Raw genomic sequence first — 16,192 nt, 5'->3', positions numbered from 1 at the left:
TTAGTGTTTAGTTCTAAGTAACTACCAACAACTAAACACTAATAACTAAAAACTTTTATTTAATTCCCTTTTTTATAATCTTCTAAAAATTTAGCCAAACCGATGTCTGTTAAAGGGTGTTTTAACAAACCTTCAATCGCACTTAATGGACCTGTCATTACATCTGAACCTAATTTTGCACAATCAATAATATGCATTGTATGACGCACAGAAGCTGCTAAAATTTGAGTTTGAAATCCGTAATTATCATAAATTAAACGAATCTCAGAGATTAGGTTTAAACCATCTGTAGAAATATCATCTAAACGACCAATAAAAGGAGATACATAAGTTGCACCTGCTTTTGCAGCCAATAATGCTTGACCAGCAGAAAAAACTAACGTTACATTTGTTTTAATTCCTTTTGATGAAAAGTATTTACACGCTTTAATTCCGTCTTTTATCATTGGTAATTTTACTACAATTTGAGGGTTTAATGCCGCCAAAGCTTCACCTTCTTTAACCATTCCGTCAAAATTTGTAGAAATAACTTCCGCAGAAACATCGCCATCTACTAACTCACAAATAGCTTTGTAATGATTTATAATATTAGCTTCGCCAGTAATTCCTTCTTTAGCCATTAAAGACGGGTTTGTTGTTACACCATCTAAAATTCCTAAAGCTTGCGCTTCTTTAATTTGCTCTAAATTTGCAGTATCTATGAAAAATTTCATCTCTTTAATTTATAGTTATATATTTTACAAAGATAACCACAATGATTTTTAATTTTTAAAATATTAATTACAAGTTTTAAACATCGATCAATTAATAGCTCATAATTACGGTTAAAAATTATTTGTTATGGTTTAATTGCCCTACCTTATTAGAAATAAATACCTTTGTTAAAATTATTTTTTATGCCTTTTAAAAGTATTGTTATTTTCTTATTATTATTCATTGTATGCTCTTGTGAAGAAGAGTTAAATGTAGGAACGAGAATTGAGGGTAAAGTTGTTTGCATTACATCCGAAGTTGACGTATCTAAAGCTGATAACGTAGTAATAACAGACAATGTAGCCCCTGTTTTATGGAAAGGAAGTTACACAGATACTTCTGTGAAAATTAATTACACCAAAAAAGCGGGCACAGATGGCGAAACAGAAACATTTACTTTTGTATTTAATAAAAAAGAAAATTGTTTGCAGATAGATTACGGTTATAAATACTATTATGGCTCATTTACAGATATTTCGGCGGTAACAAAAATTCAAATTTTTGACTTAAAATTAAATGAATGGGAAGTAAATAAAAAAGTTACAGGTCAATTAATTTATAAAGACCATCATGATAAACAAACGTATACCGTTAAGTTTTGGGTAGAATTTAATGAAGATGATTATGAAATTGAAGCGACCAATTATACTTATTTTTCTAATTGCCTTTTAACTAAATTACCTCTAAATATTGATGTTGATAAAAATGGAACAACAGATTATAGCATAATTTATGAAAAAAATAGAGATATTGGCAACAGGCCACAATTTAATATTTACAAAATAAAACTAGTATCAACAGACGCTACAAAAAATGAAATACTTGCTTTAAAAGGTGGTTCTAATCCTTATCCTATAATTTTTGAAGCTCCTTTTTCTACTGAAAACACGAAAGTTTATCTAACAGATATTAAAAATACTTTAGATGTTTTTTATGAATTTGATGCTCCTTACCAAAAGCACAATTATTTTCTAAACAATAATTTAACTTATAAAAACACGCTAAAAAACAACAAAGAAGACTATTTTCTTGTAAAAATGAATTTTGGTGACAAAAAGTTTTATGGTTGGATAAAATTTAAGTTCAATGCACTTGAGTGTAATCTAGAAATTTTAGAAACGTATTTGAATCCAATAGAAACTAAACATGTTTCGGTTGCAAATTAATTTTTACAATTTATAATGATTCATCAATATTTTCTGATACATTTTGTCTGGTAAAACACGTTTTAAAACGATGGAAAATTTTTCCATAAAACCGCCAACTTTATAATGTATATTAGGCTTTTTTGTGTTAATAACATCATACACAGCCTTTGCCATTTCTAAAGGATTCATACCGCCGTTTACATGCGAGTCCATTAAATCTAAATTTGCTCGATAATTTTCTTTATAAGCAGAATTTTCAAAAATAGGCGTGTGATATCTTCCTGCAGCAATATTTGTAGCAAAATCTCCCGGAGCAATATTTACAACGTTAATTCCAAAACTTTTAACCTCCATACTTATAGATTCTGTTACCAATTCTAAAGCACCTTTTGTTGCAGAATACAAACCTCTAAAAGGCAAACCCATATAACCAGCAATTGAGGTTACGTTTAAAATCATTCCGTGTTTTTGTAAACGCATTTGCGGTAAAACAGCTTTCATTACATCAATAGCTCCAAAAAGGTTGGTATTAAAAACGGCTCTCATTTCATCCGTTGGCGTATCTTCAATTGGACCTGTAATTCCCATACCTGCGTTATTAATTAACACATCTAATCTTCCTTCTTTTTTGATGATAAAAGCAACCGCCGTTTCAATTGTTTCTACTTTTAAAACGTCCAAAGCAATCATTTGAAAAGAAAAATTTTCTGTGTTTTTAGGATTTCTGCTGGTTCCAAAAACTTTGTAGCCTTTTTCGTGTAAATAAGTAGCGATTGATTTTCCTATTCCGGATGAAGCTCCAGTAACTAAAACTACTTTAGACATAAAATTAATTTCTAATTATAAGGTACGAAGTAACAAAAAATAAATTTAAAGAGAATTAAGAAATAAAGAAAACTAAAGAGATTGACAAGAAACTTTAGAGCAAAAAAAATGGCAAGCTATCTACATCACACTGCTACAACCTAATACCTTTGCTGTGTTCCCACCCTGGAGGATTCAAAGGGAGCTAGTTGTGTAGGACTTGCCGATGCAAATTTACAATCTATTTTTATTTTATCAATAAAAAAATGTAAAAAATTATGTAACATTTTTAACTAGTTGAATACTAATAAGATGTTTTTAAGTTTTTAATCTTTTAGCTAAAATAAAAACTATAAAAAATGAAAATGATATATTTGTCACACTAATTAAATTTTAATACAATGGAAAATCAAGCAAACAGTAAAAACATTATACTCAACTATGGTTTATATTTAGGTGTAATAGGAATCATAATTCATTTAGTCTTATGGGCTTCTGGAAATGTATTTAAACTACAATGGCTAAATAATGTACTTATTTACGCTATTATGATTGTTTTTATTATTTTGGGAATTAAACAATTTAAAAAAGAAAATGTTGGCTTTATTTCATGGGGCGAAGGTGTAAAAATTGGTTTAGGTATTACAATGATTAGTGCTGTATTAACGGTAATTTACACGCTTGCTTTTACAAATATAATAGAACCAACTTTTCAACAACAAGCAATGGACTTCCAAGCAAAAGCTTGGGAAGATGCTGGATTAACTTCTGATCAAATAGAAGCTTCTATTGAAATAGCTGAAAAATTTAACAGTCCAGCAATTGTGTCTGCAATAATTTTAGCTTTTTCTGCTTTTGTAGGTTTTGTTTTTTCTGCAATTATTGCGGCAGTGATGAAAAAAACTGAAGAAGAAACGTATTAAATTTCAAAGTATCAATAAATCTAGAACTTTGAATTTTTAAATTTTAAACTTTGAACTTTGAATTAAGCATATGGATATCTCGGTAGTAATACCACTTCTTAACGAAGACGAATCTTTAAAAGAATTACACGATTGGATTGCAACTGTTATGCAATCCAATCGTTATTTATATGAAATTATTTTTATTGATGATGGCAGCACAGACAGTTCTTGGAGTGTTATAAGTCAATTATCAGCAAATAATAACAGTGTAAAGGGAATTCGTTTTCAAAAAAACTACGGAAAAAGTCAGGCTTTAGACGCCGGTTTTGAACGTGCTACAGGCAAGGTTGTAATTACGATGGATGCTGATTTACAAGACAATCCAGAAGAAATACCCGATTTATACAACTTAATTATTGATAAAGATTTCGATTTAATCTCTGGATGGAAAAAGAAACGTTATGACAATGTTTTCACTAAAAATATCCCTTCCAAATTATTTAATGCTGCAGCAAGAAAAACATCCGGATTAAAATTACACGACTTTAACTGTGGTTTAAAAGCTTACAAAAATCAAGTTATAAAGACCGTAAAAGTAAGCGGAGAAATGCACAGATACATTCCGGTTTTGGCCAAAAACGAAGGTTTTACAAAAATAGGCGAGCAAGTTGTACAACATCAGGCTAGAAAATACGGAGAAACTAAATTTGGTATGGATCGTTTTGTAAACGGATTTCTAGATTTAATAACTATTTCATTTTTATCAAAATTTGGCAAAAGACCTATGCACTTTTTTGGGCTCTGGGGTTCATTTATGTTTTTATTTGGAACTACATCTGCTTTTTACATTGGTGCTTTTAAACTTTATAAAATGTATAGTGGTGCAAAAACTATTTTAGTTACCGATAATCCTTGGTTTTTTATTGCCCTAACATCCATGATTTTAGGAACTTTACTTTTTTTAGCTGGTTTTATTGGTGAACTCATAATAAAAACAAAAAGCGACGAAAAACACTATACAATTAAAGAAAAACTCAATTTCTAAATACTATATTTGTATCCTATTTAACAACACAAATTTAAATCTCTATGAAAGATATTTTAGACAAAGCAAAGCAATGGTTAACATCAACCTTTGACGCTGAAACTCAATCAGAAATTAAAAACCTTATCGACAATAATTCTAGTGATTTAGCAGACAGGTTTTATAAAGACATGGAATTTGGTACTGGTGGAATGCGTGGAATTATGGGCGCAGGAACTAATAGAATAAACAAATATACTTTAGGGAGAGCAACGCAAGGCTTGTCTAATTATTTAATAGAAAACGTAAAAAAAGAACAACTAAAGGTTGTAATTGCTTACGACTGTAGACATAATAGTAAAAAATTCGCTAAAATTGTGGCGGATGTTTTATCAGCAAATAAAATCAAGGTTTTTCTTTTTGAAGATTTACGTGCAACTCCAGAATTGTCTTTTGCAGTTCGTCATTTAGGTTGTGATGCAGGTATTGTTTTAACAGCATCTCACAATCCGCCAGAATATAATGGTTATAAAGTGTATTGGGCAGATGGCGGTCAGATTGTTCCTCCTCATGATGGCGGAATTATAGGCAACGTAAATGCATTGGATTTTTCTGAAATCAAGTTTACGGCAAACGAAGATTTAATTGAAATTATAGGTAAAGAAGTTGATGATGATTTTATAAATGCATCTGTAAAAAATGGATCTTTGTCTGATAAAATTAATCGAGATAACTTAAAAATTGTTTTTACATCACTACACGGAACCTCTATTGTTTCTGTGCCAGACACTTTGGCTAGAGCGGGTTATACTGATGTACATATTGTTGAAGAACAACGAGTTCCTAATGGTGATTTCCCAACAGTAAAATCTCCAAATCCAGAAGAGCCAGAGGCTTTAGCAATGGCTACAGATTTGGCAAATAAAATTGGCGCTGATATCGTTATTGGTACAGATCCTGATTGTGATAGATTAGGCGTTGCTGTAAGAGATCTTGATGGAAACATGAAGTTATTAAACGGAAACCAAACGATGGTTGTTATGACCAATTTCTTACTTAAAAAATGGAATGATGAAGGCGAACTTAACGGCAAACAATTTGTAGGTTCTACAATTGTTTCAACAGAATTAGTAAACGATGTTGCTGCCAATTATAATGTTGAAACCAAAGTTGGATTAACTGGTTTTAAATGGATTGCAAAAATGGTAAGAGATTTTCCAGAACTAGATTTTATTGGCGGTGGCGAAGAAAGCTTTGGTTATATGGTTGGTGATTTTGTACGCGATAAAGATGCTGTTACTGCTACTCTTTTAGCTTGTGAAATTGCAGCCTATGCAAAACAAGATGGAAGTTCTTTTTATGAAGAATTACTAAATATTTATGTTAAAAATAGTTTTTACAAAGAGCATTTAATTTCTATCACTAAAAAAGGAATGGACGGCGCTGCAGAAATTCAGCAAATGTTAAGCGATATGCGTAACAATCCTTTAACTGAAATTGATGGCGAAAAAGTAGAATCACTTTTTGATTATGAAGCATCAACAAAGAAAAATATTATTACTGGCGAAGTAACAAAAATTGATTTACCAAAATCGAATGTGTTAATTTATCAAACTGCAAACGGAACAAGGATTGCAGCGAGACCTAGCGGAACAGAGCCTAAAATAAAATTCTATTTTAGTGTGAATACTCTTTTAGACTCAGTAAAAAATGCAAAAAGTGTTGAAGCTAAATTGGATGCTAAAATTCAAAGAATAATTGAAGAAATGAAATTGAATTAATGAATTATTTCAAAGACATTTTAAAATACGAGAAGAAGTATAGAAAGTTTACACTTTTAAATATACTCTTTAATATCTTCTATGCTATTTTTAATGTCTTATCAGTTTTAGCTTTTATTCCTGTTTTAGGAATTTTATTTGGTACAGATAAAGAGGTAGTTGCTAAACCAACTTATGAGGGAATTACTAAGATTGGAGGCTTTTTAAAAGATAGTTTCTATCACTTCATTTCTGATAAAATTGAAAATGAAGGGCAAATAAATACGTTGTTCTTTATTTGTATGTTGGCACTTTCACTATTTTTCTTAAAAAATTTATTTAGATATTTAGCATCTTATGTTATTACTTTTTTAAGAACTGGTATTGTAAAAGACATACGTGACAAACTCTATAATAAAATTGTAGAATTACCAATATCGTACTTTACAGAAAAAAGAAAAGGAGATATTATTGCAAGAATGACCTCGGATGTACAAGAAGTAGAAGTTTCTATTTTAACTTCTATAGAAACCATTGTAAGAGAACCTTTAACCGTAATTATTGCCATTTCAATTATGCTCTTTATGAGCTTTAAATTAACCCTTTTTGTTTTTATTTTATTACCAGTTTCGGGTTTTATTATTTCATCCATCAGTAAAAAATTAAAGGCAAACTCTGCCAAAGCACAAAAAGAAACAGGTAATTTTCTCTCATTTATTGAAGAAACTTTAACCGGTTTACGGGTAATTAAAGGATTTAATTCAGAAAAAATTATTGAGCGTAAGTTTAATGCATCTACAGAAACTTTTAGAGCTTTAATGACGAGTGTTTTTCATAGACAAACTTTGGCATCACCAATGAGTGAGTTTTTAGGTTCTGCTACTATTATTGCGATTCTTTGGTACGGAGGAACAGAGGTTTTATCAAATACAAGTTCTTTACAACCAGATGAATTTATGGGTTATATTGTACTTTTTTACACTGTTTTAAATCCTATTAAATTAATTACCACCTCTTATTACAATATTCAAAAAGGAGAAGCTTCTGCAGAACGAATTATGCAAATTTTAAATACTGAAAACAGCATTAAAGACAAACCAGATGCAATTATAAAAGCTGATTTTAATGAAGAAATCTGTTTTAACAATATTTCATTTAAATATAAAAATGAGTATGTTTTAAAAGATTTTACTTTGACATTAAAAAAAGGGCAAACTGTTGCTTTAGTTGGGCAATCTGGTAGCGGAAAATCTACACTAGCAAACTTGATTACACGTTTTTACGATGTTAATAAAGGTTCTATTACTGTGGACGGAATTGACATTAAAGATGTTACAAAAAAATCTTTAAGAGATTTAATGGGTATTGTTACGCAAGATTCTATATTATTTAATGATACGGTAGAAAATAACATCAAACTTGGTACAGAGCATGCATCCGAAGCTGCAGTAAAAGAAGCTTCAGAAATTGCAAATGCATTTGAGTTTATTAAAGATTTACCCGAACAATTCAAAACAAATATTGGTGATGGTGGAAACTCACTTTCTGGTGGACAAAAACAACGTTTATCTATAGCTAGAGCGGTTTTAAAAAATCCGCCAATAATGATTTTAGATGAAGCAACTTCTGCTCTAGACACAGAATCTGAACAATTGGTGCAAACTGCTTTAGAAAAAATGATGCAAAATAGAACATCATTAGTAATTGCACACAGACTCTCTACCATTCAAAAAGCTGATATTATTGCAGTTATGAAAAAAGGAAAAATAGTAGAACAAGGAAAACATGAAGAATTACTTGCTAAAAAAGGCGAGTACTTCAAATTGGTTTCTATGCAATCTTTTTAACGTTAGAATTTTAAAATCTTATAAAATTAAAAAAAGCTTAAAATAATCATACGGAATATTTGAAGCTTTTTTTATGTTTGTAATAAACCAATTTAGTTTCTATATTAGTATCTGGGAGCAAGCTAAGAAAATCCTATAAATTAAATAATATTGGAGTATTATAATAAATATTTTGAAGGTGTATTTTGGATACCAGGAAAAGAGGAAAGAAAAATAATTTCAACTATATTTATTGATGAAAATGGAATTGCGATTATAACATCTTTAGAATCTTTAGACATTGATGAAAATGTTAATAATAAATGGAATAATTTAGATTTAGTTTTAGGTTACATAAATTGTAATGAAAAATCAAAAACATATTCAATTAAATTGCATAACATTTATAAAACACATCAGTCATTAGGAGCATTAACTAAGTTCAAATACAAGTCCAATAATACAATAATTACTCCATTTTATGACCGAGAAATTGAATCAATCTATTATAGCATAGTAATGTTAAATGCAGATATTTTAGACAACTGGATACCTATTTCAGGCTTTGATTTCAAATCAGATATAGAAAATAAATCATTTGAAGTCAGTCAATATTATAAACAACCTCAAATAATAGAATTATTTAAAAGTAAAGATTATGAAATCTATTTATTCTTTAGAGCAAAATCAGGTTTTAAAAAATGGAGAGAATCTTTTATTAATGAAAGTGTATTTATAAATATAGAACCATCTAAACATTTTGAAATAAAAGAATTACCAAAAATAAAAACTACAATAGAAAGACTATTTAACCTTTTACTTTTCGAACCGTTCTACTTTGAAAATACTGAAATTAGATCAACGAATAAAAAAGATTATAAGGTTATAAAAAAACAAAATAAACTTAATTCAAGTTTAAATAACAAAATTGAATTTGAAATTTTCAGAAACCAATCTCAAAATATTTTTTCAAGATGGTTTGAAAAACAAGATAAATTAGAACTTGCAATTTCAAATTTTTTTAGTGTTTTTGGTCAAAAAGGTGTTTTAATAGAAAACAAGTTTCTAACATATATTTCAATTTTAGAAAACTACCATAAAAACAATGTAAGTAAAAAAGGAGTTTTAAAATGGAGACTAAAAAACTTATTAGAAAAATCAAGCATTAACAATATATTTGAGGATGTTGAAAAATTTGCAGAAAAACTAAAAATAACAAGAAATTATCACGCTCATCTTGAAGAAGAACATAAGGAAAAAAGCCTAAAAACAGAAGAAATTTATAAAGCTAACGATTTACTTGAATTTGTAATTCGTGAAATACTTTTAAGAGAAATAGGAATAATTGAAAATTCTGAAATATCTTCAGAAATAAAAGAATTTATAAATACATTTAATGAATAAAAAGCCTGCTATCAAAACCGTGTAAAAAAATTGTTGGTAAAAACCTACTTACAAAAATCCTATCGAATTTTCATAAGTAGGCTTATATTTGCTGACTTTTGTGCTTAACCACACAACTAATCATACTCAAATATGTTCTCAATACAATTTTTTATCAAAAATCACTCGAACTGATATTGCCTTAATTCATATTATAAACCAAATTCATTAATACTACTTCAACTCAATAATTAAATCATCAGAATTTACCATTGTCCCTGCTTTTAAAACTATTTTATTGATCGTTGCATTTTCAAATGCTGTTATTGTAGTTTCCATTTTCATGGCTTCAATAATAAATAAAGGCTGATTTTTTGCCACATCTTCTCCAATCTTTACCAAAATAGTTGATAACAATCCTTGCAAAGGAGCGCCAATTTGCGTTGCATCATTTTTAGTTACTTTCTCATTTTTAATAGTTTCAACTTTTATAGATTCATCTTTAACCTCTACTTTTCTTCCCTGCCCATTTACTTTAAAGTGTACAGTAACCATTCCTTCTAAATTAGGTTTTCCTACATAATCTAAAGTAATTAATAAAGTTTTTCCTTTGTCAATTTCAACCGTAACCTCCTCACCTATTTCCATCCCAAAGAAGAAGTTCTTGGTAGGAAGATTCGTTAAATTATCATATTTTAAATGCTTATTATACGCATCTGTAAATACTTTTGGATACAATTTATAAGATAGAAAATCAGTAAAATCGATATTTCTGCCTAAATCATTTTCAAATATTTTTCTGAAATCTGCATATTCTTTATCAAAATCTGTTGGAGGAATATGAGCATTTGGCCTATCTGTAAAAGGTATTTGATCTTTTAAAATTAGCTTTTGTAATTTCTTTGGAAATCCGTTTACAGGCTGTCCTAACTCACCTTTAAAGAAACTAACTACAGATTGCGGAAAAGAAATCGTATCCCCTTTTTCTAACACATCGGTAATTGTTAAATTATTGCTCACCAAGTATTGCGCCATATCACCTACCACTTTAGAGCTCGGCGTAACTTTTACAATATTGCCAAATAAGGTATTTACTTCTGCATACATTTTAGTAATTTCGTGAAAACGATCTTCTAAACCTAAAGCTTGTGCTTGTGGTTTTAAATTAGAATACTGACCTCCCGGGATTTCATGTTTAAAAACTTCACCAGAACCCGATTTTAAACCAGATTCAAAAGGATAATAATATTCTCTTACGGTTTCCCAATAATTAGAATATTCGTTTAAAGAATTGATATTTATAGGGTTTTCTCGCTCATTAAATTTCATCATTTCTATAATAGAATTGAAATTTGGTTGCGATGTTAAACCAGATAATCCGCCTAAAGCAACATCAACAACATCAACACCAGCCTCAATCGCCTTTAAATACGTTGCAGCTTGAATTGACGAAGTATCGTGCGTATGTAAATGAATAGGAATGTTTAATTCTGATTTTAAAGCGGTAACCAATTCTGATGCTGCATAGGGTTTTAACAAACCTGCCATGTCTTTAATTCCTAAAATATGAGCACCCGAATTTTCTATTTCTTTTGCTAAATCTACATAATATTTTAAATTATATTTTGTGTTTTTTACGTCCAAAATATCACCCGTATAACAAATAGAACCTTCTGCCAAACCTTGTGTTTTTGTTCGAACATGTTCTATACAAGGTGCAATAGATTTCATCCAGTTTAAAGAATCAAAAACTCGGAATAAATCAACACCATTTTCCCAAGATTTTTCTACAAATTTGCCAATTACATTATCTGAATATGCGGTATAACCAACACCATTAGAACCTCTAATTAACATTTGCAACAACACATTTGGCATCTTTTCTCGCAACATCTGCAAACGTTCCCACGGATTTTCTTGCAAATAACGCAGGCAAACATCAAAAGTTGCACCACCCCAAACTTCCATACTAAAAATATCAGAATGATTTTTTGCATATCCTTCAGCAACTTTTAGCATGTCAAAAGTCCGCATTCTTGTTGCCAACAAACTCTGATGCGCATCACGCATTGTAGTATCTGTGTAATGGATTTTCTTTTCGTTCATTAACCATTTAGAAAATTTATCTGGACCTAATTCTGTCAATAAATCTTTAGTTCCTTTTGGATACGTTGCATTTGCATCAAATTTTGGAATTCTTGGTTTTATAAATGTTTTAGTTCTGTCTATTTTTTTAACATCAGGATTGCCATTTACAGTAATATCTGCCAAATACGTAATTACCTTATTAGCTCTATTTCTTGGTGCTTTAAAAATAAATAAATCAGGGTTCGATTTTATAAAGTTTACGGTAATAGCCCCTTTTCTAAAGGTATCATGCTTTAAAATATTATCTAAAAAAGGCATATTTGTCTTTACACCTCGTATTCTAAATTCACTTAAAGCTCTTCTTATTTTTCTTGATGCGCCATCTAAAGTTCTACTATTTGCGGTTACTTTTACTAACATGGAATCAAAAAACGGAGAAATTACAACTCCTTGATATACACTTCCTGCATCCAAACGAATACCAAAACCAGAAGCACTTCTATAGGTAGAAATAGTACCAAAATCTGGTTTAAAATCATTTTGAGGATCTTCTGTAGTAATTCTACATTGCAATGCAAACCCTGTAATTTTAATCGCTTTTTGATTTGCAATTTTTATTTGCTGATCAGATAATTTATATCCTCCTGCAATAAACAACTGGGTTTTTACCAAATCGATATTAGTTACAACCTCTGTAACTGTATGTTCTACTTGAATTCTAGGATTTACTTCAATAAAATAAATGGAGTCATCATCATCAACTAAAAACTCTACAGTACCAATATTATTATACTTTACAGCTTTACAAATTTTAATTGCATAGGTATATAAGGCATCTTTTATTTCTTGTTTCAGACCAAAAGAAGGCGCAAATTCTATTACTTTTTGATAACGACGTTGCACAGAACAATCTCTTTCATATAAATGCACTGTATTTCCATAATTATCTGCAACAATTTGTATTTCTATATGCTTAGGGTTTTCAACAAATTTTTCTAAAAAAACAGTATCATCACCAAAAGCATTTAAAGCTTCTCTTTTACTTTCTGGGTACGCTTTTTTTAATTCTTCTTCTTCTCTAATTACACGCATTCCTCTTCCACCACCACCAGATGCGGCTTTTAGCATTAAAGGATATCCAATTTTTTTAGCTTCGGAAAGTGCAATTTTTATAGTATCTAAAGGTTGTATGTTACTTTTAATAATAGGAATATCGTTGTCAATCGCTACTTTTTTAGCAGCAATTTTATCGCCAAGTGATTTTAAAACGGATACTTTGGGCCCTACGAAAATAATGTTATTTTCTTCACATTTTTGAGCAAATTCGGCGTTTTCGGATAAAAAACCATAACCAGGATGAATCGCATCTACATTATTCTCTAAAGCAACTTTTATAATCGCATTAATATCTAGGTAAGGTTTTAGCGGTTGATTGTCTTCGCCAATTTGATACGATTCATCCGCTTTATATCGATGTAAAGAATACCTGTCTTCATAGGTAAAAATACCAACAGTTTTTACACTGATTTCGGTACATGCTCTAAATATTCTAATTGCAATTTCTCCTCTATTTGCTACAAGTACCTTTTTAATTTTCATAACTTTTTTATCTATTTAATTAGCGAATGTTCGCTTTAAATATACAAAACGCAAATTAAGAAATGCTTTTATTAGTAGAAAAGTTTAAAAAAAAATTTACTAATTTTTATTCTGATATTTCATCAACAATGCTCCCATTTTCTGATGAATTAAATTCAAGGCTTTTAAAGGTCTTAACATCACTTTAAAACTAATTATTTTGCCTTGATCATTCCAAGAAATTAAATCAATTCCGTTAATAAGAATTCCGTCGATCTCGACTTCAAACTCTAAAAATGTTTCTGTTTCGTTAACAACTTCATTCACGTATTTAAACGAATCATTAAAAAGCACTACAAATGCAGCAGACAAGTACATAAAGGTAAGTTGCTTTCCTTTTATAGGACTATGCACCACAGGTGAATGAAAAATTACATCCTCTGCTAAAATTTCTAATAATTTAGTAGTATTTTGATTAAAAATAACAGAGTGCCAAGTTTTAAGGTTTGCATTCATAAAATAAGGTTAATCAACATCTTGATGAATTTTAAATCCAAAACGTTTATAAGTCATTTTTTTTCCTATTTCAGGAATAAATTTGTAAACTAAAACAGATAAAATTGCTTGATCCTGCCTATGATTAGCCCTACTACTTCCATCGGGAGCAATACAATTTTTATTCAAAGCCCCTACTTTCCATTTATGAATTACATCTTTAACTTTTAAATTATTATAATTTGCACAAACACATGCACCATTTAAATTTACTTGTTTAAGTAACTTTACATCTGATAAAACACCTAAATTTTCTAATGATTTAGGGTGTGTCCAATCAGAAATTACACCTTTAGAAAACGGAGAATAAAAACCATATAATTCTAAAACTTTTCTTATTTTAATTAGTGGCTTTGTAATAATATTACCGGCATCTATCCAACAAACAGAACATTTAAATTCATTTAACACCTTATCAATTATCACCGGTTTCCAAGCATATTCTCCAGCATTTACTTTTATATTGAGATAATTTGGGTATTTTGAATAATCAAATTCTCTTAACTCTATCTTTAAAAAATTTGCTTCTATTTTTTCTTTTTCAAACTTTTCTAGCCCTAAATCATAAACAATCACTTTAGTTTTAGACTCATGTTTATTCAAACTTTCTAAAAGTTGATATAGACTTTTAAAATGCGAACTGTCAGAACCGGTTACAATAACAAATTCTTGTTTATAAGAAGAAAATAATAAACGTGTTTCTAACAGTATTGTCTTAATAAAAATTATAATCTTTTTCATTTTTACAATCTAATTACAAAAGTTGTTTTAAACCTAAAGATAATCCTTTTTGAATCATAAACTGATAAGAAGCTCCGTGTTCATTTGGGATATCACCTTCCAAAATTGCTTCTTTTATAGCTTCTTTTATTTGCCCTATTTCTCTACAAGGTTTTAAATTAAAAGCTTCCATAATTTCTTCACCAGTAATAGGAGGTTGAAAATTACGAACATGATCACGTTCTTCTACTTCTTTAATTTTAGTTCTAACCAGTTCAAAGTTTTGATGATATCGTTTAAACTTCTTAGGGTTTTTAGTAGTAATATCTGCTTCACACAATGTCATTAAAGAATTGATATCATCGCCAGCATCAAAAACCAAACGTCTTATAGCAGAATCTGTAACTTCGCTTGCTAAAACAATTGGACGCGAACTTAGCAACACCATTTTTTGAACAAATTTCATTTTGTTATTCAACGGCATTTTTAATCTCTTAAATAATTTATAGACCATTTTTGAACCTACAAATTCATGCGCATGAAACGTCCAACCAACAGTTTTACTAAACTTTTTTGTAGGTGCTTTGCCAATATCATGCAATAATGCCGCCCAACGTAACCAAACATCATTGGTGTTTTCTGCAATATTATCCACAACCTCTAGCGTGTGATAAAAATTATCTTTATGTTTCTGGCCTTCAACCTCTTCAACCCCTTTTAAAGCAATTAATTCTGGAAGAATTTGTGGCAATAAACCTGTTTCTTCCAAAAGTAAAAAACCTATAGATGGTTTTACTGATGACATAATTTTATTTAATTCATCAACAATTCGTTCTCTTGTAATTATTTTAAGTCTGCCAGCATTTTTACTGATGGATGAAAGTGATTCGTTTTCAATTTCAAAATGTAACTGGGTTGCAAAACGAATGGCACGCATCATTCTTAAAGGATCATCAGAATATGTAATATCTGGTTTTAAAGGAGTTCTAATGGTTTTATTTTCTAAATCTTCCATTCCGTTAAATGGATCTAGCAATTCACCAAAATTATCCTCATTTAAACTTAACGCTAATGCATTTATCGTAAAATCTCTTCTATTTTGATCGTCTTGTAAGGTTCCTTCAGAAACTTCCGGATTTCTAGTTTCTTCAGAATAAGACTCTTTTCTAGCGCCAACGAACTCAATTTCTACCTCTTTATAACGCAACATTGCTGTACCGTATGTTTTAAAAACCTGCACTTTTGGCTTGTTTGGTAATAAACTGGCAACTTTTTCGGCTAAATCTATTCCGCTTCCAATGGCAACAACATCAATATCTTTTGCGGTTCCTCTTTTTAAGAAAAAGTCTCGTACAAAACCACCAATTACATAACTTTCTATTTCAATTTGTTTTGATGCCTTAGATATTACACTAAAAATTTCTGAGGAAATTGCTTCTGTATACTTCATATTTTTACTGGTCACTAGTTCAATAAGAATTAATTAAAAAACTAAATAACTTTAATTAAATTTTAAAATAAAAATCAATTTATTCTAATTAAAAAACTTAGTAATTTTACCTATTCTATTTTCTCGTTCTTTAAAAAAAACAAATTTATTGTTTTCTGTACTTTTAAACATCAATTGATAAAAGAAAATTGCAATAAC

General features: G+C 29.6%; 12 protein-coding genes and 1 other RNA gene. 6 read left to right on the top strand and 7 right to left on the bottom strand.

Annotation, left to right across the window (positions count from 1 at the left end; translation table 11 throughout):
* Positions 1 to 59 precede the first annotated feature (59 nt).
* Complete coding sequence (gene fsa / locus BTO16_RS02060) at positions 60 to 713, bottom strand: fructose-6-phosphate aldolase (protein WP_104809591.1); 654 nt, start codon at positions 711 to 713, stop codon at positions 60 to 62.
* Between the two features lie 183 nt (positions 714 to 896).
* On the opposite strand from fsa, the gene BTO16_RS02055 reads away from it, so the two are divergent.
* On the top strand, positions 897 to 1,919 hold the full coding sequence (locus BTO16_RS02055) for a hypothetical protein (protein WP_105020009.1): 1,023 nt from the start codon (positions 897 to 899) through the stop codon (positions 1,917 to 1,919).
* Between the two features lie 3 nt (positions 1,920 to 1,922).
* Here BTO16_RS02055 and BTO16_RS02050 read toward each other — a convergent pair whose 3' ends face one another.
* The gene (locus BTO16_RS02050) at positions 1,923 to 2,726 is read right to left on the bottom strand and encodes an SDR family oxidoreductase (protein ID WP_105020008.1); all 804 of its coding nucleotides are present in this window, start codon (positions 2,724 to 2,726) and stop codon (positions 1,923 to 1,925) included.
* A 106-nt stretch (positions 2,727 to 2,832) separates the two neighbouring features.
* Positions 2,833 to 2,931: signal recognition particle sRNA small type (ffs, locus tag BTO16_RS02045), an RNA gene on the bottom strand.
* Positions 2,932 to 3,106: 175 nt separating this feature from the next.
* Between ffs and BTO16_RS02040 the strand changes: the two genes are divergently transcribed.
* The 5 genes from BTO16_RS02040 to BTO16_RS02020 all read left to right on the top strand — a co-directional run bounded on the left by BTO16_RS02040 (position 3,107) and on the right by BTO16_RS02020 (position 9,624).
* Complete coding sequence (locus BTO16_RS02040) at positions 3,107 to 3,628, top strand: DUF4199 domain-containing protein (protein ID WP_105020007.1); 522 nt, start codon at positions 3,107 to 3,109, stop codon at positions 3,626 to 3,628.
* A 70-nt stretch (positions 3,629 to 3,698) separates the two neighbouring features.
* Positions 3,699 to 4,655, top strand: coding sequence for a glycosyltransferase family 2 protein (locus BTO16_RS02035; protein ID WP_105020006.1), 957 nt, complete (start codon positions 3,699 to 3,701; stop codon positions 4,653 to 4,655).
* Positions 4,656 to 4,699: 44 nt separating this feature from the next.
* Positions 4,700 to 6,415 carry a phospho-sugar mutase gene (locus BTO16_RS02030; RefSeq protein ID WP_105020005.1) on the top strand — a complete coding sequence of 572 codons (1,716 nt, stop codon included), beginning with the start codon at positions 4,700 to 4,702 and terminating at the stop codon, positions 6,413 to 6,415.
* Positions 6,415 to 8,241 (top strand): ABC transporter ATP-binding protein, encoded by a 1,827-nt coding sequence (locus tag BTO16_RS02025; RefSeq protein ID WP_105020004.1) that lies wholly within the window; start codon positions 6,415 to 6,417, stop codon positions 8,239 to 8,241. Before BTO16_RS02030 ends, BTO16_RS02025 begins: the two co-directional genes overlap by 1 nt.
* A gap of 150 nt (positions 8,242 to 8,391) precedes the next feature.
* Positions 8,392 to 9,624: a HEPN domain-containing protein gene (locus BTO16_RS02020; RefSeq protein WP_105020003.1), complete on the top strand. Its 1,233-nt coding sequence runs from the start codon at positions 8,392 to 8,394 to the stop codon at positions 9,622 to 9,624.
* A gap of 213 nt (positions 9,625 to 9,837) precedes the next feature.
* Here the strand turns inward: BTO16_RS02020 and BTO16_RS02015 are convergent, their stop codons facing one another.
* The 4 genes from BTO16_RS02015 to BTO16_RS02000 all read right to left on the bottom strand — a co-directional run bounded on the left by BTO16_RS02015 (position 9,838) and on the right by BTO16_RS02000 (position 15,994).
* Positions 9,838 to 13,290 carry a pyruvate carboxylase gene (locus BTO16_RS02015; RefSeq protein ID WP_105020002.1) on the bottom strand — a complete coding sequence of 1,151 codons (3,453 nt, stop codon included), beginning with the start codon at positions 13,288 to 13,290 and terminating at the stop codon, positions 9,838 to 9,840.
* 99 nt (positions 13,291 to 13,389) lie between these two features.
* Positions 13,390 to 13,785 (bottom strand): hypothetical protein, encoded by a 396-nt coding sequence (locus BTO16_RS02010; RefSeq protein WP_105020001.1) that lies wholly within the window; start codon positions 13,783 to 13,785, stop codon positions 13,390 to 13,392.
* Between the two features lie 9 nt (positions 13,786 to 13,794).
* A complete protein-coding gene (locus tag BTO16_RS02005) occupies positions 13,795 to 14,565 on the bottom strand; it encodes a DUF1647 domain-containing protein (protein WP_105020000.1) in 771 nt (256 codons plus the stop codon).
* A 13-nt stretch (positions 14,566 to 14,578) separates the two neighbouring features.
* Positions 14,579 to 15,994, bottom strand: a complete 1,416-nt coding sequence (locus tag BTO16_RS02000; RefSeq protein WP_105019999.1) for a CCA tRNA nucleotidyltransferase — start codon at positions 15,992 to 15,994, stop codon at positions 14,579 to 14,581.
* Positions 15,995 to 16,192: the final 198 nt, after the last annotated feature.

The organism is Polaribacter glomeratus, from assembly GCF_002954665.1.
Lineage (GTDB): Bacteria > Bacteroidota > Bacteroidia > Flavobacteriales > Flavobacteriaceae > Polaribacter > Polaribacter glomeratus.
Note: the sequence above shows the minus strand (reverse complement) of the source record. Positions and strands in the feature narration are given on the sequence as shown.